This window comes from Achromobacter sp. E1, assembly GCF_037039475.1.
Taxonomy (GTDB): domain Bacteria; phylum Pseudomonadota; class Gammaproteobacteria; order Burkholderiales; family Burkholderiaceae_B; genus Achromobacter; species Achromobacter mucicolens.
Map to the genome: position 1 here is coordinate 3,116,464 of NZ_CP146253.1, position 24,258 is coordinate 3,140,721.

20 protein-coding genes are annotated in these 24,258 nt (G+C 65.5%); 9 read left to right on the plus strand and 11 right to left on the minus strand.

The window, feature by feature from the left end; genetic code table 11:
• Positions 1-40: 40 nt before the first annotated feature.
• Complete coding sequence (locus V6V88_RS14395) at positions 41-877, plus strand: alpha/beta hydrolase (RefSeq protein ID WP_056318536.1); 837 nt, start codon at positions 41-43, stop codon at positions 875-877.
• A gap of 96 nt (positions 878-973) precedes the next feature.
• Here the strand turns inward: V6V88_RS14395 and V6V88_RS14400 are convergent, their stop codons facing one another.
• On the minus strand, positions 974-1,804 hold the full coding sequence (locus tag V6V88_RS14400) for a DUF4189 domain-containing protein (RefSeq protein ID WP_223575717.1): 831 nt from the start codon (positions 1,802-1,804) through the stop codon (positions 974-976).
• A 300-nt stretch (positions 1,805-2,104) separates the two neighbouring features.
• On the opposite strand from V6V88_RS14400, the gene V6V88_RS14405 reads away from it, so the two are divergent.
• Positions 2,105-2,671, plus strand: a complete 567-nt coding sequence (locus V6V88_RS14405; RefSeq protein ID WP_280000926.1) for a hypothetical protein — start codon at positions 2,105-2,107, stop codon at positions 2,669-2,671.
• A 26-nt stretch (positions 2,672-2,697) separates the two neighbouring features.
• Here the strand turns inward: V6V88_RS14405 and V6V88_RS14410 are convergent, their stop codons facing one another.
• The 4 genes from V6V88_RS14410 to V6V88_RS14425 all read right to left on the minus strand — a co-directional run bounded on the left by V6V88_RS14410 (position 2,698) and on the right by V6V88_RS14425 (position 8,841).
• Complete coding sequence (locus V6V88_RS14410) at positions 2,698-4,170, minus strand: autotransporter outer membrane beta-barrel domain-containing protein (RefSeq protein ID WP_338615360.1); 1,473 nt, start codon at positions 4,168-4,170, stop codon at positions 2,698-2,700.
• 56 nt (positions 4,171-4,226) lie between these two features.
• Positions 4,227-5,498, minus strand: a complete 1,272-nt coding sequence (locus V6V88_RS14415; RefSeq protein ID WP_102776314.1) for an IS256 family transposase — start codon at positions 5,496-5,498, stop codon at positions 4,227-4,229.
• A gap of 11 nt (positions 5,499-5,509) precedes the next feature.
• A complete protein-coding gene (locus V6V88_RS14420) occupies positions 5,510-7,462 on the minus strand; it encodes an autotransporter-associated beta strand repeat-containing protein (RefSeq protein ID WP_338615361.1) in 1,953 nt (650 codons plus the stop codon).
• Positions 7,463-7,944: 482 nt separating this feature from the next.
• Positions 7,945-8,841: a LysR family transcriptional regulator gene (locus tag V6V88_RS14425; protein ID WP_223575722.1), complete on the minus strand. Its 897-nt coding sequence runs from the start codon at positions 8,839-8,841 to the stop codon at positions 7,945-7,947.
• Positions 8,842-8,929: 88 nt separating this feature from the next.
• On the opposite strand from V6V88_RS14425, the gene V6V88_RS14430 reads away from it, so the two are divergent.
• Complete coding sequence (locus V6V88_RS14430) at positions 8,930-9,679, plus strand: SDR family oxidoreductase (RefSeq protein ID WP_338615363.1); 750 nt, start codon at positions 8,930-8,932, stop codon at positions 9,677-9,679.
• 266 nt (positions 9,680-9,945) lie between these two features.
• Positions 9,946-11,280 (plus strand): MFS transporter, encoded by a 1,335-nt coding sequence (locus V6V88_RS14435; RefSeq protein ID WP_338615364.1) that lies wholly within the window; start codon positions 9,946-9,948, stop codon positions 11,278-11,280.
• A 12-nt stretch (positions 11,281-11,292) separates the two neighbouring features.
• On the opposite strand, the gene V6V88_RS14440 is transcribed toward V6V88_RS14435, so the two are convergent.
• Positions 11,293-13,206, minus strand: a complete 1,914-nt coding sequence (locus tag V6V88_RS14440) for a radical SAM protein (protein WP_280000917.1) — start codon at positions 13,204-13,206, stop codon at positions 11,293-11,295.
• 68 nt (positions 13,207-13,274) lie between these two features.
• Entirely contained in the window at positions 13,275-14,480 is a 1,206-nt protein-coding gene (locus V6V88_RS14445) for a CocE/NonD family hydrolase (RefSeq protein WP_338615365.1), read from the minus strand.
• A 135-nt stretch (positions 14,481-14,615) separates the two neighbouring features.
• On the opposite strand from V6V88_RS14445, the gene V6V88_RS14450 reads away from it, so the two are divergent.
• Genes V6V88_RS14450 through V6V88_RS14460 form a run of 3 tightly spaced genes read left to right on the plus strand, consistent with a single transcriptional unit; the run spans position 14,616 to position 17,482 of the window.
• A complete protein-coding gene (locus tag V6V88_RS14450; RefSeq protein ID WP_338615366.1) occupies positions 14,616-15,269 on the plus strand; it encodes a hydrolase in 654 nt (217 codons plus the stop codon).
• 13 nt (positions 15,270-15,282) lie between these two features.
• Positions 15,283-15,582 carry a XapX domain-containing protein gene (locus V6V88_RS14455; RefSeq protein WP_062841409.1) on the plus strand — a complete coding sequence of 100 codons (300 nt, stop codon included), beginning with the start codon at positions 15,283-15,285 and terminating at the stop codon, positions 15,580-15,582.
• Positions 15,575-17,482: an amidohydrolase gene (locus V6V88_RS14460; RefSeq protein WP_062841410.1), complete on the plus strand. Its 1,908-nt coding sequence runs from the start codon at positions 15,575-15,577 to the stop codon at positions 17,480-17,482. The genes V6V88_RS14455 and V6V88_RS14460 overlap by 8 nt, the downstream gene beginning before the upstream one ends.
• Before the next feature lie 58 nt (positions 17,483-17,540).
• Here the strand turns inward: V6V88_RS14460 and V6V88_RS14465 are convergent, their stop codons facing one another.
• The 4 genes from V6V88_RS14465 to V6V88_RS14480 all read right to left on the minus strand — a co-directional run bounded on the left by V6V88_RS14465 (position 17,541) and on the right by V6V88_RS14480 (position 21,878).
• Complete coding sequence (locus V6V88_RS14465) at positions 17,541-18,551, minus strand: tripartite tricarboxylate transporter substrate binding protein (protein WP_056318517.1); 1,011 nt, start codon at positions 18,549-18,551, stop codon at positions 17,541-17,543.
• A 141-nt stretch (positions 18,552-18,692) separates the two neighbouring features.
• Complete coding sequence (locus tag V6V88_RS14470) at positions 18,693-19,805, minus strand: cyclic nucleotide-binding domain-containing protein (protein ID WP_338615367.1); 1,113 nt, start codon at positions 19,803-19,805, stop codon at positions 18,693-18,695.
• A 147-nt stretch (positions 19,806-19,952) separates the two neighbouring features.
• The gene (locus V6V88_RS14475) at positions 19,953-20,870 is read right to left on the minus strand and encodes an AraC family transcriptional regulator (protein WP_338615368.1); all 918 of its coding nucleotides are present in this window, start codon (positions 20,868-20,870) and stop codon (positions 19,953-19,955) included.
• Positions 20,871-20,978: 108 nt separating this feature from the next.
• On the minus strand, positions 20,979-21,878 hold the full coding sequence (locus V6V88_RS14480; protein WP_338615369.1) for an alpha/beta hydrolase: 900 nt from the start codon (positions 21,876-21,878) through the stop codon (positions 20,979-20,981).
• A gap of 88 nt (positions 21,879-21,966) precedes the next feature.
• Between V6V88_RS14480 and V6V88_RS14485 the strand changes: the two genes are divergently transcribed.
• Together V6V88_RS14485 and sulP are read left to right on the plus strand one after the other, a co-directional pair.
• Complete coding sequence (locus V6V88_RS14485; protein ID WP_056318505.1) at positions 21,967-22,353, plus strand: MerR family transcriptional regulator; 387 nt, start codon at positions 21,967-21,969, stop codon at positions 22,351-22,353.
• 50 nt (positions 22,354-22,403) lie between these two features.
• Positions 22,404-24,128 carry a sulfate permease gene (sulP, locus tag V6V88_RS14490; protein ID WP_223575739.1) on the plus strand — a complete coding sequence of 575 codons (1,725 nt, stop codon included), beginning with the start codon at positions 22,404-22,406 and terminating at the stop codon, positions 24,126-24,128.
• Positions 24,129-24,258 lie beyond the last annotated feature (130 nt).

Here is a 24,258-nt window from a genome sequence, read left to right on the forward strand (position 1 = left end):
AGTCTATCCCTGCGGTCCAACTAACCCCGGAGAACCCGACATGAGCACGATCACCACCCCCGACGGCGTTGAAATCTTCTTCAAGGATTGGGGCCCCAAGACGGCCCAGCCCATCATGTTCCACCATGGCTGGCCGCTGTCCGGCGATGATTGGGACGCCCAGATGCTGTTCTTCCTCGCCCAGGGCTTTCGTGTCATTGCGCACGACCGCCGCGGCCACGGCCGCTCGGCCCAGGTCAGCGATGGCCACGACATGGATCACTACGCGGCCGACGCTGCCGCCGTCGCCCAGCATCTGGACCTGCGCAACGCCGTGCATATCGGGCACTCCACCGGCGGCGGCGAAGTCGCCCGCTACGTCGCCCGCCACGGCGAGCCGCAGGGCCGCGTCGCCAAGGCCGTACTGGTCAGCGCCGTCCCCCCGCTCATGGTCAAGACCGAGTCCAATCCCGGCGGCACGCCCATCGAAGTATTCGACGGCTTCCGCAAGGCCCTGGCCGACAACCGCGCGCAGTTCTTCCTGGACGTGGCCGCCGGCCCGTTCTACGGCTTCAACCGGGAAGGCGCCAAGGTCTCGCAGGGCGTGATCAACAACTGGTGGCGCCAAGGCATGAACGGCGGCGCCAAGGCGCATTACGAAGGCATCAAGGCCTTCTCCGAGACCGACCAGACCGAAGACCTGAAGGCCATCACGGTGCCCACGCTGGTGCTGCATGGCGACGACGACCAGATCGTGCCCATCGACGACTCGTCGCGCCTGGCGGTCAAGCTGCTCAAGAATGGCACGCTGAAGGTCTATCCCGGCTTTCCGCACGGCATGCTGACGACCCACGCGGATGTGATCAACGCCGACCTCCTGGCATTCATCAAGGGCTGATCGTCCGGTGAAAACAAAAAAAGGAAGGCGCCGCCTTCCTTTTTTTTCGCCTGTCGCTTCGGGCTGCCTGGCCGCCAGCAGCCTTGGCCAAGGCGCCTAGTTCGGCTTTTCGTCCAGGCCGGCATAGCCGTCGATATACGCGCGGCCCGAACAACGCACCATGGCGACGCAGGCCGGGCTGCCGGTCTTGGCCGTGCACGTCGCGCGCGACTCGTCGCGGGCGGCCTTCGGATCGGGGTTGAGCGCCGTGAAGCTGGTGCCGCGGCCCTTGGCCCCCTTGGCCCAGGCCATCCCCACGCAGCTGTCCGTGTACGTCAGCACCTTGCGGCAGTCCTTGCAGTCTTCCCAATCCAGCAGTTTGGACAGGGCGTCCTTTTCGTTGGGATAGCCATCCGAGTACACCAGTCCGCCGGTGTCGTTTTCGGCGATGGCGCCCCAGTATTCTCGTTGGTTCAACTTCGCGGACAGACTTTCCAGCTCGGCCTTCGAGGCCCGCAGGGGCGCCCGCATGTCCGCCGCGCTGTAACCCGGGCCCACGCACAGCGGCATGGTGGTCAATCGGCACTTCCCATCGGGGCTGCCGGCCGTGCAGCGGCGCATCGCCTTCTTGGCCGCCATCTCCGGCGAAATGCTGTTGCCCGGAAACAGATCCTGGACGGAATTGCGGGCGTACACCATGCAGCTGTCGGAAAACCAGCTCAGCACCTTGCACTCCTTGCCGCCCGCCTTGCGGCATTCGGCAAGCGCGGCCGCTTCTGCCGACTTGCCCCCGGTTTCGGGCAACACCCAGTAAATCCGCGAATGCTTGCCGTCGGTGGCAATACCGCCGTAGAGCTTTTCGGCATGCGCCGTCGGTGAGGCCAGCCCCGCCACCAGGGCCAGGGCGGCAAATGCGGCGCGGATCAGGAATTGAAAGCGAGCGAGCATGATCGTCACGAAGTCCAGTGGATTGGGCGGGGACGATCTTAGCGCAGCCTGCACCGGTTCTGTCCCTGTATGCAGCGACGTTGCGGCATATTAGGTAACAAAATTCACACATGGCCTGACGAAATCCGGCCCCTTTTTTCGGTAAAAATGTCGCACTTCACGACGCGGGGGATCGATGGCTCGACCTGCGTCACCCTGCGCAGCGGGCGCCCCTTCATCGGCGCTCCGTCACGAACAGAAACAAGCGGCCCACCCCTCATCCGATCGAGGCCGGTCGGCTCGGGAACCTGGACAACACACATGAAGTCGCCTCAGCATTCCAACCGAAACCGCAGACCGATTCTCCTGTTCACGGGCATGCTTGCCGCGATGGGTCTGGCCGGCTGCGCGCCGATGCCGACAGGCGGAAGCTCCACCCTGCCCTCGCTCAGCCAGGTGTTCAAGTCCGGGCTGTCGTTCTCGCCCAGCGTGAACGTGGCCAAGAACATGGAAGGCCGCTCCATCGACGACGCGATCGCGGCGCTGGGCGAGCCCTCCAAGGTCCATGCGGTCGGTAACACCATGGAGCTGGAATGGTCCGACTTCCAGTCGGCTCCGTACACGGAATGGGTCGTGGACAGCAGCAGCCAGCAGGTCGTGGGCATGATCCCCGGCAACAGAAATGCGGCGCCCACGCCGGTGTTCCAGACCAACACCACGGGCCACTATGCCAACCGCACGCGCATCTACGAATGCAAGGTGCTGATGCGCATGAAAGACAGCGTCATCGTCGACACCAGCGTGGACGGCAATGTTTGCCCGGAATTCATTTCGGCCCTGCGCAAATGGGCCGGCGAGGCCGAAGCCAAGAATTACGTGGTGAATTAAGTTCCGGGCGTGTTGATCCTGAATCGCTAGAAAATGATCTTGATCCCGGCGTTGAGGTTGTAGCTGCTGGACTTACGGCTGCCGATACCTTGCTCGGTGCCGGCTTGAACGTTCAGGAACGTGTTTCCGCCCAGCAGGCTGTCGTATCCCAGCGTCAGACCCGCTCGCGGCCCGCCAAGTTTGTTCTTGAAGGTGATGTCCCCCTGCGTGGCGGTGGCATAGCGGCTTGACGAGTGGCCGGCGGTGGTCAGCAGATTGACCGTCGCCCACGCCGTACTGACCTTGGCGGAATCGTCGTCCCATGTCTTGGACAGACGCATGCCCAGCCGGCCGGTCAAGCTGTTCACACCGGGAAACTCCACCGCGCTTGCCACGTCCTGGCTGTCCGAGAACCTGATCCGTTGATAGATCACCTGCGCCTGGGGCTCCAGCCGGAGGTTGCTGGCTTCGTCGCCAACGGCGAACGATTTTCCAGCTTCCGCCGAGATCAGGCCGCCCCAACCCGTGGTGTTCAACTGGCCTGCGCCGGCCGCCGAGTTTGCCTTGACGTCGTAGCGGCTGACCTGCGTGACCAGATCCAGATAACCGCCCTTTCCGTCCAGCAGCGTGTAGTAGCCGCCCAGGCTGTATGCCGACTGATCGCTACGCCCCGCATCGACGGTTTCCCTGCTGACGTTCAGATAATGGTCCACGTCGGTCTTCATGGTGCTGGCAGATGCAAACACCCCCGCACTGCGGCGCGACAAGCCTTGGAAATTCACATACACGTCGATTCCAAGCTGGACGCCCGCCAGGCTGGAGCGCGTCGCGATGTCCTGCGCGGCCAGTCCGGTGCTATTGCCGCGATTGCGCCCAGTGTCGGCCAGGGCGCGCGCCCACACAAAGGGGTAAACCTTGCGGGCCAGGCTCTCGGTGGATCCCATCCGTTCGTTCAGCGTGCCGACGGTCAGTTCGCCATGGCGCGCGGCCTGATTGCCCAGTTGGGAATACAGCGAAACCTCGGGCCGCGCTTCGGTGCGCACATACCAATTATGCGGAGACGCCTGTACGCCATTGACGACACTTGATCCGTGTTGCAACCGATAAAGAAAAGCCCCTCTGCGGTTAGCGCCCGGCGTTTCCTCCCGTTGCACGAACGCGTTGTCGGTCGGGCCATTTGCCTCGACCACCATCACGCCGTCGCCCGTAAGCGCGTCCCCAACGGAGGATTCACCCATTTGCAGAACCAGATGCGTCGTTCCGACGGCGCCGCCGTTGAGCCGAATGAGATCCGTGAACCCGGTTTCCGTCGACTGCACATGCAGCTGAACGATACCGCCCTGGCCGTTCAGATTGTTGGCGACCAGCACGGTGCCGCCAGATGGGTCAATGGCCGTGCCGGGCGGCATGAAGTTGATGCGGCCGGCAAGGTTGATCTCGCCAGCGAAGCTGATTGCGGTCCCGTGACTGGTGGTCGCGTATGCGGGGTTGAATGCGGGATTGTCCGGGTCCGTGAACATGTTCCAGCGGCTGGGAGCCTGTCCGTATTTTTGTGGGCGAGGCGTTTTAAAAGTTGTTATCCCCGGGCCGCAGTAAACCGTTCGCCGAACAGGATAGCAAACTGGTTCATGGCGACTTTCCAGTCGAAGGTCGCTCTGACGGACTTGGCCAGCACGTTGCGTAGCGCCAGCCATAGGAGCTTGATGGCGGCCTCATCCGTTGGGAAGTGGCCTCGCGTCTTGATGATCTTGCGCAATTGCATGTTCAAGCTCTCGATGGCATTGGTCGTGTAGATCACGCGCCTGATGTCCGGCGGGAACACGAAGAACGGCGTGACGTTCTCCCAGGCCCGCTGCCAGGCCGCGACGATGGTGGGGTACTTGGTTCCCCAGGGCCCATCGGCGAACGCCTGTAGCGCCTGCTCGGCTGCTTGTGCGCTGGCGGCTGCGTAGATCGGGCGCAGGGCGGCGGCTACAGCCTTGCGATCCTTCCACCCCGCGTAATCCAGGCTGTTGCGGATCAGATGCACGATGCAGGTCTGCACCGTCGTGCGCGGGAAGGCCGTGCCGATGGCGTCGGCCAGGCCCTTCAGGCCGTCGACCACGGCGATCAGGATGTCCTGGCACCCTCGGGTCTTGAGTTCATTGAAGACCTTGAGCCAGAACTTGGCCCCCTCGGTTTGCTCGACCCACAGGCCCAACACATCGCGCTGGCCGTCGGCCTGCACGCCCAGCGCCAGGTACACCGCCTTGTTGCTGACGCCGCCGTCGTCTCGGATCTTGACCCGCAACGCGTCGAAGAACACCACCGGGTACATCGCCTCCAGCGGCCGGTTCTGCCAGGCGATGGTCTCGGCCATGACCTCGTCGGTGACCGAGCTGATGAAGTCCGGCGAGACCTCGGTGCCGTAGCTCTCGGCCAGGAACGCCTGGATCTCGCGCACGCTCATGCCCCGTGCGTACATGGCGATGATCCGGTCATCGAACCCGGTGAAGCGTCGCTCGTGCTTGGGGATCAGGATCGGGGCGAAGGAGCCGTCCCGGTCACGGGGAAGCTCCACGCGCACCGGGCCATGCTCGGTCAGCACCGTCTTGCCGCTGGCGCCGTTGCGCTCGTTGGCCTGGCCTTCGGGCTTGTCCTCGCCTGGCCGATAACCCAGATGCAGGTTCATCTCCGCGGCCATCGTGCGTTCGATCACCGCCTTCTGGAACGACAGGAACAGGTCTTGGACCTCGCTGGGCGTCATCGGTCCCTTGACCAGATGATCCAGCAGTTCGGCTGGGACTTCAGGCAGCGGCCCACGGGCCGCCGCCTGAGCGGCTGCGCTGCGTCTCTTCTTCATCGGCATATCCATGGTCTTTAGTCCTCATGATATGCCTCGCACACAAAATTGCGGATAGGCCCGCGGCTGGAGGCATCCACATTCAACGTGTCCGGCAAATACATCCAGCCGTTCAACTCTGCATTGCGCAAGGTCAGCGTGTGTTGCGGCGGGAACTTTGCCATGACGCCCGCCACGCTAGACATCGAGCCCAGCGTCGTACCGTCAATGGCCAGTTCGCCCTGGTACAGGTGTGTCATGCCGGTGTAAGTCAGCGGACCCGTCAGCGTCGTCGAGCCCGAGCCCGCTTGCACCACGTCCCCCGTGCCCGCGATCGCGTTGCCGATCACAACGTCATCCGTGCGGTTGAAGACCAGCCTGCCGTGGTTGATGACGGCGCCGCTTCCGATGCCGCCGCTTGTGCCGCCCGCGCCGAGTTGCAGCGTGCCGGCGTCAATCTGCGTGACCCCGTGGAAGTTGCCGTCTCCTGCGATGGCCAGGGACCCGCCGCCCGTCTTGGCAAAGCCGCTGCCGTCTCCGGTCAGCACGCCATGCAGCACCGACTGCTGTCCGTCGCCGACGCTGATCGCGCCCGTGCTGTTGACGACCACGTCATGATGGAGGACCGCATCGTCCTGGAGTTGCAGCGTTCCGCCGTCCAGCGTCACGGCATCGAGCGTGCTGCCTAGACTGTCGCCGTTGGCGATGGCCAACGTGCCGCCCGTGATGCGCCAGGGTGTACGTGCCTGCGTGGGCGCATTGATCAATTGCCAAGTGCCTTCGGAGGTTTTCTCGAAAGCAGAGAAGCCCTGGTAGACGTCGTTGGTGGCGCCAACGCCCCCTGCGCCGCCCAGCTTCGACACGTCGAAGGCCATTGACGCGCCCGTGATCGGGTCAACGCCCGCCTCGCCATCGAGCACGAGCGTGTTGTTGGTGGATCGGGTGGCGTCCACCGTGCCTTGGATTTCGCTGCCGGCCTGCAACCGCAGCACCGAATTGTGGGCCGTGTCGGCGTACAGGATCGCCACCGATTGCCCCGACCCCGTGCCCGGGACAATGCGGCCGGCGTTCGTGATCACGGTGTTGGCGCCCAGGACGTGCATGCCATAGCCGCCCAACGACGTGCCGCCAGCGCTTGACCCATTAGGTCCGCCCACAGCGCCGCCGCCTCTGCCCCCCAAGCCGCCGGGTGCGCCCCCACCGCCGCCTCCGGCGCCGGTCTGGTTCGACACCGTGTGCTCGGCGTCTTTGCCATTCAGGTTGCTGGACGCGCCGGGCTGCCCGCCGGCCGCGCCCAGGTCCGTACCGCCGCCGTCCCCGGCCGCCCCCCCGCAACCACTATCGGCGCCGGGGCCGCTTCCGCAACCAAAGGGATTGATGCTGCCTCCCGCCCCACCGCCGCCCCCGCCATACCGATAGTTGCCCGCGGTCCCATCCAACCCTGGCTGACCGCCGTTGCCACCGTCGCCTGGCAGCATGGGCACTGATACTCCTTGTTCGTTGTTCCAGGGAATATCGCCGCCACCGCCGCCGCCGCCGCCCGCGCCGCCCACGCCATCGCCGCCTCGCCCTCCTGCGGCCGACCCCCGGTTGTACGAGCTGCCGCCGCCGCCGCCTCCTCCGCCTCCGGCCCCCCCTTGCAGCAGGTCGCGGTTTGTCAGCACCGCGCCGTCCGCGGCCAGCTCGACACCATGTCCGCCCTGGCCGCCATTGCCTCCGGCTCCGCCGCTGCCGCTTACCTGGCCCCCGCCCCCGCCGCCGCCGCCGCCCCCGCCACCGGCGCCGCCGATCAGGCGTTCCGCGTTCTCGAACGGCGTGGTGTCCGTGATCACGACCGCGGTATGCCCGGCGCCGCCATCGCCGCCCCGCATGCCGGTCGCGCCGCCCAGGCCGGCCACACCGCTTTCACCGATGATGTCCGCCAGCGCCGAGACCGGCGCCAGCAACGCCACGCCGGCGATAAAACACGTTGCGCGGCGGCGCTTGAACACACTTGGGCCAGCGGTTCCGGGATCGGTGAATAGCGATGTCGTTGTCTTGACGCGGCCGATTCCGGCTGAAACCGAATGCACACCATTTTCCACAAATTCGTACCGTGAACGCATTTGCCCCCCATGCACAGATTGGCTGATAAAACTGCATCGGAATCGCGTCGAAAGCCGGGAATGAAACCGCAATGTCCGCATTCTTCGGACGTGAACGACGCAAGACGTTTGCAACAGGGGCAAATACTAGGTAGCTGTTCGAATTAAATATTGAGCACAATTACTCTTATTTAATCGAGTTACCGATAAATTCACGTTTTTGTATATGGATCTTTTGATTGGCGCGGGCCGAAAATAATAATCCGTGATAACAGGCGATCTTTTTAAGATTTTTATTAATAGCATCACGTCAATCGAAATACTCGGACGCGGCCTGGACCAACGACAGCATGGATTTAGTGCATGGCGGCATGCCGTGACGACAGCCCCTACTGCAGTGTGGAAAGCTGTTCCGCCAGGAAATCAATGAATAGCCGCGCCCGCATGGGCGCATGCCGGCCAAAGGCGTGGAGGACGGAAACCGGCACCCGGGGAAGCGGCGCGCCGGGCAGCACCTCGGTCAGCCGACCCGCCGCGATATCCTCCGCTACCGCCAGGCGCAGGATCTGAATGATGCCCAAACCACCCAACGCGGCCGCGCGCAGCGCCGTCCCGTCGTCGGTGTCGAACACCCCTTCAGGCCGCACCACCTCTCCCGATGCAAACGTTATGGGAAATGCGCTTCCGGCCAGCAGGTAGCGCACGTGGGCGTGTCGGGTCAAATCGGCAATGCTGTGAGGCGTGCCGCGCCGCGACAGATACGCGGGCGAGGCCACCAGCGTGAGCGGCAGTTGCGCCAACTCGCGCACGTTGAGTTCCGAGTCCGCGACGCGGCCTGCGCGGATCGCCAGATCAAAACCCTCGCGGATGAGGTCGACATGCCGGTCGGCCAGACTCATTTCCAGGTTCAGCGTCGGATATGCGGGCAGGAAACGATCGACGATGGGCGTCATCAGCAGGCGTCCCAGCTCGCCAGGCGCGGTGATCCGCAGGCGGCCTTGCGCCGTCGCTTCCGGTCGCATGACCTCGCTGGCGTCGTCCAGTGCGCGCAGCAGCGGCGCGATGCGCTCGTAATAGGCCGCGCCCTCCGGTGTCAGCGACAGCACCCGCGTCGACCGCTGGAACAGTCGCGCGCCGAAGCGCTGTTCCAGCCGGGCAATGGCCTTGGACACGGCCGAGGGGGATGTTCCCAGAATGCGGCCCGCGGCGCTGAAGGAACCGGCTTCGGCCGCAGTGGAAAAGGCGACCAGGGCTGCGGCATGAGGCAGTACGTTCATTGAAGACATTTAGGCACAGGTGATTGTAGAAATAGCGTCTATTTAACTCCCGTTGGAATAGCTAGAGTGAACGTTCCTTCAATTTCGTGGAAACACTATGACTTCGCTAATGGGAAAAATCGCCCTCGTGACCGGCGGCAGCAGCGGCATCGGGCTCGCGTCCGCCAGCGCGTTCGCGCAGGCCGGCGCACAGGTCGTCATCGTCGGCCGCCGTCAGGACGCGGTGGACGCCGCCGTGCGCGCCATTGGCCTTGGAGCTGTGGGCCTGACCGGCGACGTGGCTGACCTGGACATGCACGGCGGGGTCGCGGAGGAAGTCCGGCAGCGTTTCGGAGGACTGGACATCTACATGGCCAACGCGGGCGTCGCCATCCTGGAGCCCTCGCCACAGGTATCCGTGGAACACTACGATCATCAGTTCGCCACCAATACGCGTGGCATGTTCTTCGGCGTGACAAAAACCCTGCCCATTCTGAACGACGGCGCGTCCATCATCCTTGTCAGTTCGATCGCCAGTGCCAAGGTGCTGCCAGGCCACGCCGTGTACGCGGCCAGCAAGGCCGCCGTCGAGGCGCTCGCACGCAGTTGGGCGCTCGAACTGCGAGCACGGCGCATCCGCGTCAATGTCATCAGTCCAGGTCCGGTCGATACTCCCATCCTGGAGAAACTCGGACTGGACGCGGAGGCACGCGCGGGTCTTGACGATGCCATGGCCGCCGCCATTCCGCTGGGCCGCATGGGTCGCCCCGACGAACTCGCGCGCGCCGCGTTGTTTCTTGCCAGCGAGGAAAGCAGCTTTGTCACCGGCGCCAACCTGCGCGTGGACGGCGCCATGGCGCTGACCTAGTCCTGCGCGCGCCATATCGGCCTGCGCCGCAGGCGTCCTGCAGTTCACGCCCATGTGGCCAGCCGGGCGCCCGCGGGCGCCTGGCAATCGGCGCTACAATCCGCGCCGGATTCCCGCCGCGTGCGCCTTGCGCCACCCGGTCCGCGCCCAAGCGCATGGCATTGCCCCCACAGGCCAGGCGAACCATGTCGCACTTTCCCCTACCCCATTGATCGTTTGTCCGGTCGCACCGGATGCTTTGTGCTGTTCTGGAAATCGAGGATTTCATGTCTCGGCAGTTGTTGGGCTTGGTGCTCGGGCCCCTTCTTGGCTTGTTCGTTGTCTGTATCGGCAACGCCTTCATCTCTTCCCTTACGACCTTGCAGTTGGACGCGGCCGGCGAGTCGGCCACCGTCATCGGCATCATTTCGTCGTCGTACTTCATCGGCCTGACGCTGGGCGCAATCTTCAATGACCGCCTGATCCTGCGCATCGGCCATATCCGCGCCTACAGCAGCTTTGCCTCGCTCATCGCCGTGACGGTGCTGCTGCAGGGACTGATCTTCAACCGCGAAGCCTGGTTCGTGCTGCGTCTGATCAACGGCTGGGCGAGCGTGGGCGTCTTCCTGGTCGTGGAAAGCTGGCTGCTGCTGGCGGGCGACGCGAAGGTGCGCGGGCGGCTGCTGGCGCTGTACATGATCGCGCTGTATGGCTCGGGCATGTTGGGCCAGCTGGAACTGGGCGCCATCACCCAGTTGGGCCCCATGGCGCCGTTCATGGTGGCCGGCCTGCTGGCGTCGCTGTCCGTGATGCCCATGGTCATCATTCCGCGCGTCTCGCCGCTGGTGGAACGCGTCGAGCCGTTGCTGCCGCAGCATCTGGCGCGCATGACGCCCACGGGCGTGATGGGCTGCTTCGGGTCGGGCGTCGCGATTGCCGCCGTCTACACGCTGCTGCCGCTGTATCTGCAGCGTATTGGGCTGGACGTTGCCGAGGTCGGCAAGATGATGGGCGCCGTGATCCTGGGCGCCATGGTCCTTCAGTATCCGGTGGGACGCTGGTCGGACCGGCGCGACCGGCAGGTGGTGCTGATCGCGTTGGCCGTGTTCTGCGCCGTTCTCAGCGTGCTGATCCTGTTGCTGCCGTCCGCCTCGCCGCTGCTGATGCCGCTGTTGTTCCTGCTGGGCGGTGGCGTCTTCGCGATTTATCCGGTGGCCGTCAGCCATGCGGCGGATCGCGCGCCCGCCGACGCGCTGGTGCGCATGATCCAGGGCTTGCTGCTCATCAACTCGCTGGGCTCGGCGCTCAGCCCCCTGGCCATCTCGCCCGTGATGACGAAGTTCGGCGAAGCGGGTCTGTTCTGGTGCTTTGCGGTGCTCAACCTTGGGCTGGTCACCTTTTTCGTCTGGCGCCGCAACGAGCGCCCTGCGCCGGCGCCGGTGGCACCTTTTGCAGCGGCCGCGCAGATGTCGCCGGTGGGGGTGGAACTGCGCGTGACCGAAGACCTGTTCCAGGGCGCGCTGGACCACGAGATGACCGAGGACCTGACCCACGCGGTGCCCGGCGCCGAGGCGGCCGAGCCCGTGCTTTCCACGGTGCAGGAGGCCCCGCCGGCGGCCTGACCGGCGGCTGCATCAGCCGCGCTGGTTCAACGCGCGCGCAATGCGGTTCCGCGCCACCGTCGTGCGTGGCACCTTGAACGGGAACCAGCTGCGCACGTCCTCTTCCAGCCCGATGCCGTGCATGAAGTTGTAGATGGCCTTCTTCAGGCCCTTGCCCAGCGCGTCGTGATCCACGCCCGTGGGGTCATGAAAGCCCACGTCGTTCTTGGCAAACGTGACCTCGGGCAAGGGTTTGAGCTTGATGCCGTATTCGTCCGGATTCTGGCCCACCGGCGAATGCACCGTACAGGCGAAGCGGTGAAAGAACCCGCTCTGGATGCAGTCGTTTTCGAATAGCTGGCGCACGTACTCCAGCGCATCGACAGTGTCCTGCACGGTTTGCGTCGGAAAACCGTACATCAGGTAGGCGTGCACCAACACCCCGGCATCGCTGAACGCACGCGTCACGCGCGCCACCTGGTCGATCGACACGCCCTTTTTCATCAGGTTCAGCAGCCGGTCCGAGGCGACCTCCAGGCCGCCGGAAACCGCAATGCAGCCGCTATCGGCCAGCAGTTCGCACAGTTCCGGGCTGAAGGTCTTTTCGAAGCGGATGTTGCCCCACCAGGAAATCCCGGTGTTGCGTTCGATCAGCTCGGCGGCCAGGGCCTTGAGCGCCTTGGGCGGCGCGGCTTCGTCGACGAAATGAAAACCCGTCTGCCCGGTCTCGGCCACGATGGTTTCGATGCGATCGGCCAGCACGGAGGCCGACGCGCCCTCATAGCGGCCGATATAGTCCAGCCCCACGTCGCAGAAGCTGCACTTTTTCCAGTAGCAGCCGTGCGCGACGGTCAGCTTGTTCCAGCGGCCGTCGCTCCAGAGCCGGTGCATCGGGTTCAGCATGTCCAGCAGCGACAGATAGCGGTCCAGCGGCAGGCCGTCCCACGTGGGCGTGCCCACTTCGGCAAATGCGACGTCGGGCTCGACCAGGTTGATGTAGCGCACTGCGCCGCTGTCGGCATCGCGCACGAAGGTGCGCACAAGGCGCTGGCGCGACCGCTTGCCCTGCACGTGCTCCAGCAGCGCCAGCAGCGGCCGCTCGCCCGCGTCCAGCGTGACGAAATCGAAGTAATCGAACACGCGCGGGTCTTTCAGTTCGCGCAATTCGGTGTTGACAAAGCCGCCGCCCAACACGGTGACGATGCCGGGGTCCTGCGCCTTGATGGCCTGCGCGATACGGAAAGCGGCGTACACCGCGCCCGGAAACGGCACCGATAGCAGGACCATCGTCGGCGTATGGCGTGCCAGGGCGGCCTCGGTCAGTTCACGAAGCGTCTCGTCCACCAGGTTCAGCGGGGCATCCAGCGCCTCGGCCAGCGGGTCGAACGTGGGCTGGCTGCCCGCAAGCGATTCGGCATAGCGCACGAACTCGAAGCGCGGATCGATCGCGTCGCGCAGCACGTCGGCCAGGTCATTCAGGTACAGGGTGGCCAGGTGTTTGGCCCGGTCCTGCAACCCCAGCGCGCCAAACGCCCAGCCCAGCGGATCGCCGCCGTCCTCGTCCATGTACACGTCCAGCGTCGCAAAGCGCGGCCCCTCGGGCAGGTAGTTGCGCCCCGCAATGCGATGCGCCAGCGTGGGATCGCGGCCTTGCAGAAAGGCGATCACCGGGCCGATGGTCGCCAGATAACGCGCCTGCATGGCGACGAATGCCTGAATGGGCTGCGTGTGCTTTTCAAGGGGCAGCGCGTCGATGCGGCTTGCCACGGCCCGCAGGCCGTCGGCCGAGAGCAGGCGCAGCACCAGGGCCAGCGCCAGGTCTTCCTGGAACGCAGTGACGTCGCGCGACCGCAGAAAGCCGGTCAGGTAGGCGGTGGACGGATAGGGAGTGTTCAGCTGCGTCATCGGTGGAATCACCGACAGCACGCGCAATGGCAAGGTCGACATGAGGCACGGCAGGGCTGCCGTCAGAAAGCGGGGATCGGATGCAATTATAGGCAGCCCGCCTTCGCGCCCTATAAGACGCCGTCCAGCCAGTCGAGCACGCGGCGGTTCAAGAGCGACCGGTTCGCCGATTCGCAATGATCGCCGGCGCCCTCTTGCGCCGTGAAGCGCAGCAGGGTCTTGGGGCAGCGCAACTGATCGAAGAACTGCTGCGTGCCGGCTGCAAGCGGGTCGTTTTCGGCCAGTGTTACAAGGGTGGGACACGTGATGCCCTGGATACGGCCGTCCAGGGTGAATAGCTCCACCGCGCGCAGGTAGTCGCGCAGATTATCCACGCCGTGCACCCAGAAGCCGCGCTGCACCACCTTCCACGTGAGCGCTGGACTGGACAAGACGAACTGCCAAAGGCGGTCCATCACGGGCGCTTCCAGTTCACCCATGTTCGCCGCGCTTTCCGGGCTGGCGCCGAGCTCGACCGCCAGCGGCCGGAACAGGCCCGCGACGCTCCATTGCCCGGGGTCCGCAATGCAGGCCGCAAGCCGCGGTTCGCCCGACGCCGCGCGTGGCGCCAGATGCCCGCCCAGGCTCCAGCCGCTGAGGGCAATGCGGCTTGCGTCGACGATGGGCAGCGCGACGGCGCAGTCGACCACCGCACTCACCACCGTCTCCCAATCGGCACGCATGGGCACGCCCTGTTCGTAAAGCATGCCGCCCTGCCCGGGGCCGTCGAACACCAGCGCGTGGTAGCCCCGGCGCGCGGCGGCCACGGCGCTCGCGAAGTACATGTCGGTCACCGTGGCGTCATAGCCGTTGGTGAAGATGACGAGCGGCCTGATGTCGGCCTCCTGAGCCGCAGCCGGCACCAGATAGGCAGGCATGTACGCGCCGTCCAGCGCAATGCGCATCGGCCTGACCGGTTGCGCGGACAGCGCCAGTCCCCGGTCGAACGCCGCCATCTGCTTGCGAAAGGCCGCAAGCAGCCGCGCGTCCGTGGGCGCGCCGTACAAGGGCCGGTAAGCCGTCGAATAGAAGGCGCTGGCGCGCAGATGCAGTTCACGCGCGCTGGCAAGCAGGTTACGGCGTTCAGCGTCTTGCGCCTCGGCGGCCAGCCGGTCGCCCGCCGCCATCCAGGCCTCGAAGAACGCAGTGTCGTCGCCGCTACCCACCGCGCGGCCCACCGCCAGGATTTCTCCCAGATCCGCCCCGCCGTAGGACATGTAAGCGACCGGCCGCGTGCCGAAATCGTCATGCAGTTCGTTCTGGAAAGCCAGGCCCATGGGTTTCTCCTGAGTCGGGACGGCAACGCCGCCGCAATCACAATCTACAAACCGGCGGACTATCGTTCAATACGGCAGGCCGGCCGGCTGGCACATTGCGCGGGTCCTCCATTATGGCAACCGAAGGAGTCATCCATGCCCATCAATGCGACCCCCACGCCCGGCGCCAGGCTGCTGTCCCCGCACGACCACACGCTCATCATGATCGACTTCCAGTCGCAGATGGCGTTTGCCACCCATTCGATCGATGCCGTCACGCTGCGCAGCAACGCCGCGCTGGTGGCCCAAGCCGCCGCCGGCTTTGGCGTGTCCACCATCCTGACGACCGTTGCCGAGAAGCGCTTTTCCGGCCCCATGTTCGAGGAAGTCACCGTCCCGTTCCCCGGCCGGCCGCTGATGGACCGCACCTCCATGAACGCCTGGGAAGACGCCGCCGTCATCAAGCAGATTAACGAAATCGGCAAGAAGCGCATTGTGCTGGCGGGCCTGTGGACCAGCGTGTGCATCGTCGGCCCGGCCCTGTCCGCGCTGGACCAGGGCTTCGAGGTCTATGTCACAGCCGACGCCTGCGGCGACGTGTCCGCCGAAGCCCACAACCGCGCCATTGAGCGTATCGTTCAGGCAGGCGGCCAGCCCATCACGGCATTGCAATACCTGCTGGAGATGCAGCGCGACTGGGCGCGCATCGATACCTACGACATGACGACTGGCATCGCCAGCAAGTTCGGCGGCGCCTACGGCCTGGGCATCCTCTACGCCAAGTCCATGTTCAACGCCCACGAAGGCTGACAGGAGCATACCCATGAAGGTCTACCTTGTATCGTTGGGACTCGGCCTGCTGGTCGGTATCATCTATGCCCTGTTCAATGTGCGATCGCCGGCGCCGCCCGTCATCGCGCTGGTTGGCCTGCTGGGCATCCTGGCGGGGGAGCAAATTCCCCCGCTGGTCAAGCGCCTGCTGGCGGACGAGCCCGCCCGCACGTCCTTCATCCATGAACAGGTAAAACCGCATATGTTCGGCGAACTGCCAAGCTGCCCCAAACCGTCCGCCGACACTTCCCGCCAACCCGCCGACGCATGTGGAGACAAGCGCAATGGCTGATACCCTGGACCCCGCGCCTCAAGGCGCCCCCGACCTCATCCTGCATCAGGGCCGGTTCACCACCCTGGACCCCGCCAATCCCATCGCCGACGCGGTCGCCATCAAGGACGGCCGGTTCACGCGTGTGGGCGCCGCTGGCGACATTCTGCCGCTGGCCGGTCCGGCCACCCGCATCATCGCGCTGGGCGGACGCGGCGTGTTGCCCGGACTGATCGACAACCACCTGCACATCATCCGCGGCGGCCTGAACTACAACATGGAACTGCGCTGGGACGGCGTGACCAGCCTGGCCGACGCCATGGCCATGCTGCGCCGCCAGGTGGCCATCACGCCCGCGCCGCAGTGGGTGCGCGTGGTCGGCGGCTTCACCGAACACCAGTTCGCGGAAAAGCGCCTGCCCACCATTGAAGAACTGAACGCCGTGGCGCCCGATACGCCCGTGTTCATCCTGCACTTGTACGACCGGGCGCTGCTGAATGCCGCCGCCCTGCGCGCGGTCGGCTACGACAAGAACACCCCCGCGCCCCCCGGCGGCGAGATCGTACGTGACTCGGCCGGCAACCCGACCGGGCTGCTGCTTGCCAAGCCCAACGCGTCGATCCTGTACGCCACGCTGGCCAAGGGTCCCAAGCTGCCCTTCGAATACCAGCTCAATTCCACGCGCCACTTCATGCGCGACCTGAACCGCCTGGGCGTCACCGGCGCCATCGATGCGGGCGGTGGCAACCAGAACTACCCCGAGGACTATCAGGTCATCCAGCAACTGGCCGACGCCGGCCAACTGACGATCCGCCTGGCCTACAACCTGTTCACGCAAAAGCCCAAGCAGGAAAAGGAAGACTTCCTGAACTGGACGGCCACTTCGCAGTACAAGCAAGGCACCGATTATTTCCGCCACAACGGCGCGGGCGAAATGCTGGTCTTTTCCGCCGCCGACTTCGAAGACTTCCGCCAACCGCGTCCCGAGATGGGTCCCGAGATGGAAGGCGAACTCGAGGAAGTGGTGCGCATCCTGGCGCAGAACCGCTGGCCCTGGCGCATGCACGCCACCTACGACGAGACCATCTCGCGCTCGCTGGATGTATTCGAACGCGTGAACAAGGACGTGCCGCTGGCGGGGCTGAACTGGTTCTTCGACCACGCCGAGACCATCTCCGAACGCTCCATCGACCGCATTGCCGCCCTGGGCGGCGGCGTGGCCGTGCAGCATCGCATGGCCTACCAGGGCGAATACTTCGTCGAACGCTACGGCCCGGGCGCCGCCGAAGCGACGCCCCCCGTCAAGCGCATGCTCGAAAAAGGCGTCAACGTGTCGGCCGGCACCGATGCCACGCGCGTGGCTTCCTACAACCCGTGGGTGTCGCTGTCGTGGCTCATCACCGGCAAGACGGTGGGCGGCCTGCGCCTGACGCCGCAACGCAACTGCCTGGACCGCGATGCTGCCCTGCGCATGTGGACCGAGAACGTCACCTGGTTTTCCAACGAGCAAGGCAAAAAGGGCCGCATCGCCGTCGGCCAGCTGGCCGATCTGGTTGTGCCGGATCGCGACTTCTTCTCGTGCCCCGAGTCCGATATTGCGGACACCAGCAGCCTGCTCACCGTCGTGGGCGGCAAAGTGGTCTGGGGCGCAGGCGAATTCGCGGCGCACGACGAGGCCGCGCCGCCGCCCGCCATGCCCGACTGGTCGCCCACACGCCTGTTCGGCGGCTACGGCGCCTGGGGCGACAGCGAAGGCAAGCCCCTGCAGGCCACCCTGCGCGAAGCCGCGGCCGCCTGCGCTTGCGACAACGACTGCAATGTCCACGGCCACCAGCACGCTGGCGCCTGGGCCAGCAAACTGCCCGTCTCCGACCTGAAAGGATTCTGGGGCGCCCTGGGCTGCGCCTGCTGGGCGGTCTAGAGGCGCATCACGCGGCCGAGGCATCCCCCCCTCGGCCGTGCGTGTTACGCCTGAACCGTCACTTGGCGGTGATTCCCCCTTCGCGGATGACCTTTGCCCATTGCTCGATTTCGGCGTTCAGGCGCGCCTTGGAAGCATCCACATCCAGCGGGTCCGCGTAAACACCTTGCTGCAGCATCTGGGCCTTGGCGTCGTCCTTTGCCAGCGCGGTGGTCAGCGCCTTGTTGATCTTGGCCACGATGGGCGCCGGCGTGCCGGCAGGCGCCATCACCCCGAAGAGCGAACTGACGTTGAAGCCGCTGAAGCCTTGCTCTTCGGCCGTGGGAATGTCCGGCAACATCGAGATGCGCTGCGGCGTAAGCACCGCCAACGGACGCAGCTGGCCCGACTTGATGAAGGAGATCGCGGCGGGCACCGTCTCGGTCATCGTCTCGACCTGCCCACCGACCAGATCGGTCATGGCCGGCCCGCTGCCGCGATAGGCCACATGCACAATGTTGACACCGGCGATCTGCTTGAACAGCTCCATGGCCATGCGCTGCGGCGCGCCGGCGCCCGAAGAGGCAAAGTTGAGCTTGCCCGGATTGGCCTTGGCGTAGGTCACCAGTTCGGCCAGCGACTTGATGGGCAGCTTGGGATTGACCACGGCCACCAGCGGCACGAACCCCACCACCCCCGCGGGCACCAAATCCTTGCGCAGGTCGTACGCAATGCTGTCTTTCTCCAGGGTCGCCATGACCGAATGCGAGGTCAAGGCGCCCATCAGGAGCGTATAGCCGTCCGGCTGCGCGCGCGCGACCTCGGCGGCGCCGATGTTGCCGCCTGCCCCGCCCCGGTTTTCGATGACGACCTGGCCGCCGATCTCTTCGCTCAGGCGCTGGCCCACGATGCGCCCGATCACGTCGGTCGCGCCGCCCGGCGGGTAAGGGATGATCAGACGGATGGGTTTGCTGGGGTAGCTGTCGGCGGCCTGCGCGCAAGCCTGACCGGGCAAGGCGAACGCGGCAACCGCGATAAAGCCGGCCGCGACGATATGGACGCGCTTGCGCGCGGCGTGCTTACAGATCATGGTTGTCTCCCGATGCGCTCTTCTGGCTTGAAAGCTTTAAGCGCATGTTCGCAAACTACCGGCTGCGAAAAGGGAAAAATAATTATGGTCTGACTAAAAAATCCTTGCGGGTATTAGGGCTTCTGGATGAGGGACCGGCGGTCAATGCGCCGACGCATCCAGAAACCGATGCACAATCCGCACTGCGGCGGCGCCCTCTGCGATGCTTGCCAACACGTGTTTCACCGACCCCGCGCGCGCCGCGCCCACCGCAAATACGCCCGGCTGCGAACTTTCGTAATCGCGCGCCTGCATCGACCCCGCTGCGGCCAGGCCCGTATGGATATAGCCCTGGTCGTCCGTATCAAGCCACCCATCCAGCCAGGCCGTATTCGCTTGAACGCTCGTCCCTGCGCCATCGCCAGCCTGCGTTCCCGTCGCCACGATCAGGCTGCGCGCCTCGATCATCCGGCCGTCGTCCAGCCACACGCGGTAGGGATAACTCCCGCCGTCAAAGCGGCTGACGGTGCGTAGCGGCAGCAGGTGTGCGCCAAAGCGCCTGCTCTGGTCCTCGGCGCGGCGCAGCAGCGGCCCGTCGCACAATCCGGTGATCGTGCCGGGAAACCCGTTCAGTATGTCCAGCCCGGGCGCGTCGCCGCAGGACAGCGAGCCGCCCACCAACAGGGTCTGCAAGCCCTCGGACGCGGCGTAGGCCGCAGCGGCCAGGCCTGCGGGGCCGCCTCCGATCACCGCCAGATCCATCACGGGGTCTTCCTGCCCTGCCCGCGCTGTCGAGCGCAGGATCGCGCCGCCATAGGGCCGCTGGCGCAGGTAGCCGATGCGGCGCAGCACGAATGCGCGCAGGATGATTTCCGCCATCGGCCGGTCTTCCAATATCAGCGACTCGAGCGCCGCGCGACTCAGGCGCAGCAGCCGGCTTGGGGTGCTGGCGCGCACGGTGACCGAGTTCGGCCTGTCCGTGAAGAGGTCCAGGCTGCCCGTGAACTCGCCGTCACGATGCACAAGGAGACTGCGCAGGATGCCGCCCGTTTGCGCTTCCAGCACCTCGATGTACCCGTGCAGCAGGATGTAGAAGGCGGCTTCGCGGTCGCCGCTGTTGAGCAGCACGCAGCCCGGCTCGGCTGAAACCTCGTCGCCGTACGCCGCGGCGCGCTCGATCATGGCGCTGGGCAGCATGGGAAAGGCCTGTGCATGCAAGGCGGCAAGATCGGCGGGCGGCGTGGCCGGTGCGGCGCCGGCGGGAAGTCGACTCATGGGGACGCTATCGGATCATCCGGGAGAATGGGCGGGATATCGCGATGACGTTACCGCCGGGCAGTGCCCGCGTCTTGCGCACTTGCGTCCTGATTTGTATGAAAGCGCCATGCGCGTTGCATGGCCTGTCGCGGGCCGGCTAAAGGGTCAACCGCCGTGTTCCCTGCGCCAGGCGCCGGGCGCCACGCCCACCACGCTGGTGAACACGCGGGTCATGTGCGCCTGGTCGGCAAAGCCGCACAAAAGCGCGATGTCGGTGATCGACCGGCCCGGTACGCGCAGCAACGCCTGCGCTTTTTGCACCCGCTGCTCCAGGAGCCACCGATGCGGCGTGGTGCCGACCGTTTGCCGGAACGCCTTGATGAAATAGCTGCGCGACAGATTGCAGGCCTCTGCGATATCCGCAATCGACGCGTCTTCCCGCAGCGACGCCAGCAGCATGTCCTTGGCGCGCGCCTCCAGTTTGCGCGACAGCACGCGGGCGCCGCCCGACGCTGCCCATCCGCTGGTGGCCCCCGCCCCGTATTGCGCCAGCAGGTGCGTGCCAAGGGGATGCTCGACGAACAGGCTGCTGGTCTGCGCGGGATTTGCCACGACGCTCGCCAGCACCTGCGAAAGATGGCCCAGCACCGGATCGGGCTGCCCGGCGCGCGGCGTCAGACTGCTGACGCGCGTCCCGCCCTTCTCGTCGTTGATCCGCTCGATGAAGGCGCGAGACAGCTCGACCAGCAGGAAGTCGAAACCGGCCAGCATGTCGGCGCGGTAATCGTCGGTGAAGTCACGGATGTAGATCGAACCCGCATCGAAATCATGCGTGGACGCGTGCTGACCGTGCAGGATGCGACGGCGATGACCGCCCTGCAGCGCCACGCCCACGAGAAAGCCGCGATCGGACGCGGGCGTCTGCACGCTGCCGAAGTAATCGTGGTGGGTGCGCTTGCGATAGAGCGTCAGCCCGCCGCCATGAAATTCCTGGTCCAACGCCAATTGGCTGGCCGAGCAACCCAGCGTGTCGGTGGGCCGCGCCGGTTGCGAGCCGGAAATCAGGGGTTGGGTGGCGGGCATCGGATATGTCCAGATCAGGGCGAACGCGCTAACGGCCTCGAAGATAGCAGGCGATGCTGCTTCGCAACAAGCAACATTTGGCAAGCATCCCCGGCGCGCCCGGGCCCGTCAGCGGGCGACGGCGCTGTCCACAAACGCCGCCAGGTCCCGGTTGAACCTGTCCGCTTCCTCCATGAACGGCGCGTGCCCCGATGCCGCGTATACGGTGCTCGTGACGCGGGGGTTCAGTTGCCGCGCCCGCTCGATCGACGGACGAGGCTGGACCAAGGCGTCGTTTGCTCCGTAGATCAGCAGCAGAGGCTTGCGCGCCGAGCCAAGCCCGCGCGCCGCCGCGACCGTCATGCCTTGCACGGCGGCCTGCATGTCGAAGGACGCCATGGCGGCATTGGCCAGCAGCCGTTGGAATGTGACGGCGCCGGGCGGCTGCGCAAAGCACAAACCGATGAATTCGCGCTCCGCGTCCAGGTGGGTTTTCAGGTCGGGGGACACCATATCGCGGTACAGCGCAGGATGCTGCACGATCTGCTTCGGGTCCAGCTCGATCACACCACCTACATAGACGGCGCCCGCGATTCCCGCATCGCCGTACGCGGCGAGGTAGTTGGTTGTCACTGCGGCGCCAAGCGACCATCCGACAACCACGGGCTCCATGGCCCCCGTCGCCTTCATCACTGCAGCCAGATCGTCGGCCCAGCGCCGGCCGTCTGTATACGCCGCCGCGTCCGCCGGCTTGCCCGATAAGCCATGGCCGCGCAGGTCGTACGTGATCAGCCGATATCGTTGCAGCGCTGGGCTGGCAAGCTGGGCCTCCCAGTTGAGGTGGCTGCCCAGCAACCCGTGCACGAAGATGACGGGCGGGCCATCGGCATTGCCGGCCTCCTGGACGGCGAGCGTTACGCCATCGGGCGCCTTGACGGTGTATTGCCGGGGCTGCGCGTGCGCGGCCGCCGAGGCCACGATGACCAAGACCGCCGCCGCCACCCGGCGGAAAAAAGTGCTGCGTTGCATGCTGATGCATCCGAAAGATTGAAGGACGGTCAGTCTCAACCCTCACACCCATGTCAAGGTCAAGCCCCCATCTGCTAATCTTTCCCGCATGAAAACGCCCGCGCCTTCCCCCCCCATGTCGATCGGCGAGCTTGCCCGCAGAACGGGCGCAAGCCTGCGTTCGCTGCGCCACTACGACGACCAGGGTCTGCTTGTCTCGGCCCGGGCGGACAATGGCTACCGCACCTTTCCCGCAGCCGCCGTCACGCAAGTCAGGCAAATCCAGCGCCTCATCGCTGCCGGCTTCTCGTTGGCGGAAATCCGCGGGTTTCCCGATTGCATGCGGCTGATCGAGGGCGCTGCGGCATGCCCGGAGACGTCCGAGGTGCAGCGCCGGCGGCTGGCATCCGTCGAACGCCAGATCGCCGACCTGGAGCGCCGCCGCGCCCGGCTGCGCCAGATGCTGGAAGATTCCGCCCCCCCTTGCCCGCAATGAAACGGGGATAAGTCCCCAACCTGTAGCGCACGCTTTCCTACCGGAATTCCATGGCTACCGAATCGCCCCGCCGCTCCGTCCAGCATGCGCCGCGCTGGTTGCGCTGGCTGCCCGGTCTGGCGTTGTTGCAGTCCTATCAGGCGGCGTGGCTGCCCAAGGACATTGCCGCCGGCCTCGTCCTGACGACCATGCTGGTGCCGGTGGGCATCGCCTACGCCGAAGCCTCGGGCGTGCCCGGCGTGTACGGTCTGTACGCCACCATCATCCCGCTCCTGGCGTATGCGCTGTTCGGTCCAAGCCGGATCCTGGTGTTGGGACCCGATTCCGCGTTGGCGGCGCCCATCCTGGCTGTCGTGCTCAGCGTCTCCAACGGCGACCCCATGCGCGCCATCGCCGCGGCAAGCATGATGGCCGTTGTCTCGGGGCTGTTCTGCATCGTGATGGGCTTGATGCGCCTGGGGTTCATCACCGAGCTGTTGTCCAAACCCATCCGCTACGGCTACATGAACGGCATCGCGCTGACCGTGCTGGTCAGCCAGTTGCCCAAGCTGTTCGACATCTCCATCGACGACGCCGGCCCGCTGCGCGAGATGCAACAGCTGGCGCTGGCCGTGGCCGATGGCCAGGCCCATTGGCCAAGCTTGGCAGTCGGCGCGGCAAGCCTGGCCGTGATTCTCTTGCTCAAGCGCTTCGATCGCGTGCCGGGCATCCTGATTGCCGTGATCCTTGCCACGCTGGCGGTCAAGCTTTTCGGACTGGACGCCCAGGGCGTCAAGGTGCTGGGCGAGATTCCGCAAGGATTGCCAAGCTTTGCGTGGCCGTGGCTCAGCAACGCCGACCTCGTCAAGATCGTGCTGGGGGGCTGCGCGGTGGCGCTGATTGCCTTTGCCGACACCAGCGTGCTGTCGCGCACCTACGCCGCGCGCACGAACACGCGTGTGGATCCGAATCAGGAGATGGTGGGACTGGGGGTGGCGAATCTGGCAGCCGGTTTCTTCCAGGGCTTTCCGATCAGCAGCAGCGCATCGCGCACCCCGGTGGCCGAGGCGGCGGGGTCGCGCACGCAACTGACCGGCGTGGTCGGCGCGGTGGCCGTCGCCGCGCTTCTGATCGCCGCGCCGAATCTGCTGCGCCACCTGCCCAACAGCGCGCTGGCCGCGGTCGTGATCGCCGCCGCCATCGGTCTCTTCGAATTCAGGGATCTGCGGCGCATCTACCGCATCCAGCAATGGGAATTCTGGCTTTCGATGCTGTGTTTTGCGGGTGTTGCCGTCTTCGGCGCGATCCCCGGCATCTGCCTGGCGGTCGTCATCGCCGTCATCGAGTTCCTGTGGGACGGCTGGCGTCCGCACTTCGCGGTGCTGGGCCGCGTACCGAACCTGCGCGGCTATCACGACCTGAAGCGTTATCCGCATGCCACGCTGATCGACGGACTGGTCCTGTTCCGCTGGGACGCCCCGCTCTTTTTCGCCAACGCCGAACTTTTCCAGCAGCGCCTGCTTGAAGCCGTGGAGGCCTCGCCCACGCCCGTACGGCGCGTCGTGGTGGCCGCCGAACCCGTCACCAGCGTGGACGTCACCTCAGCCGACATGCTGCGCGAACTGTGCGAAACCCTGTCGCGCGAAGGGATCGCGCTGCATTTCGCGGAAATGAAGGATCCCGTGCGCGACAAGCTCAAGCGTTTCGAGCTGTCGCGGCTATTCAGCGCCGACCGCTTTCATCCGACCGTTGGCAGCGCGGTGGACGATTACCTGCAAGGCGAACACGCATCGTAGATCCGGCTCCCTTTTGCCGCGGCGCGGTACTCACGCGGATCCTGCCCCTGCCAAGACCGATGCGCAATATCCAAAACTCTTATATCTGAAATGTCCACAAACCTATAGTTCTTTAGAACCCGTTGACATA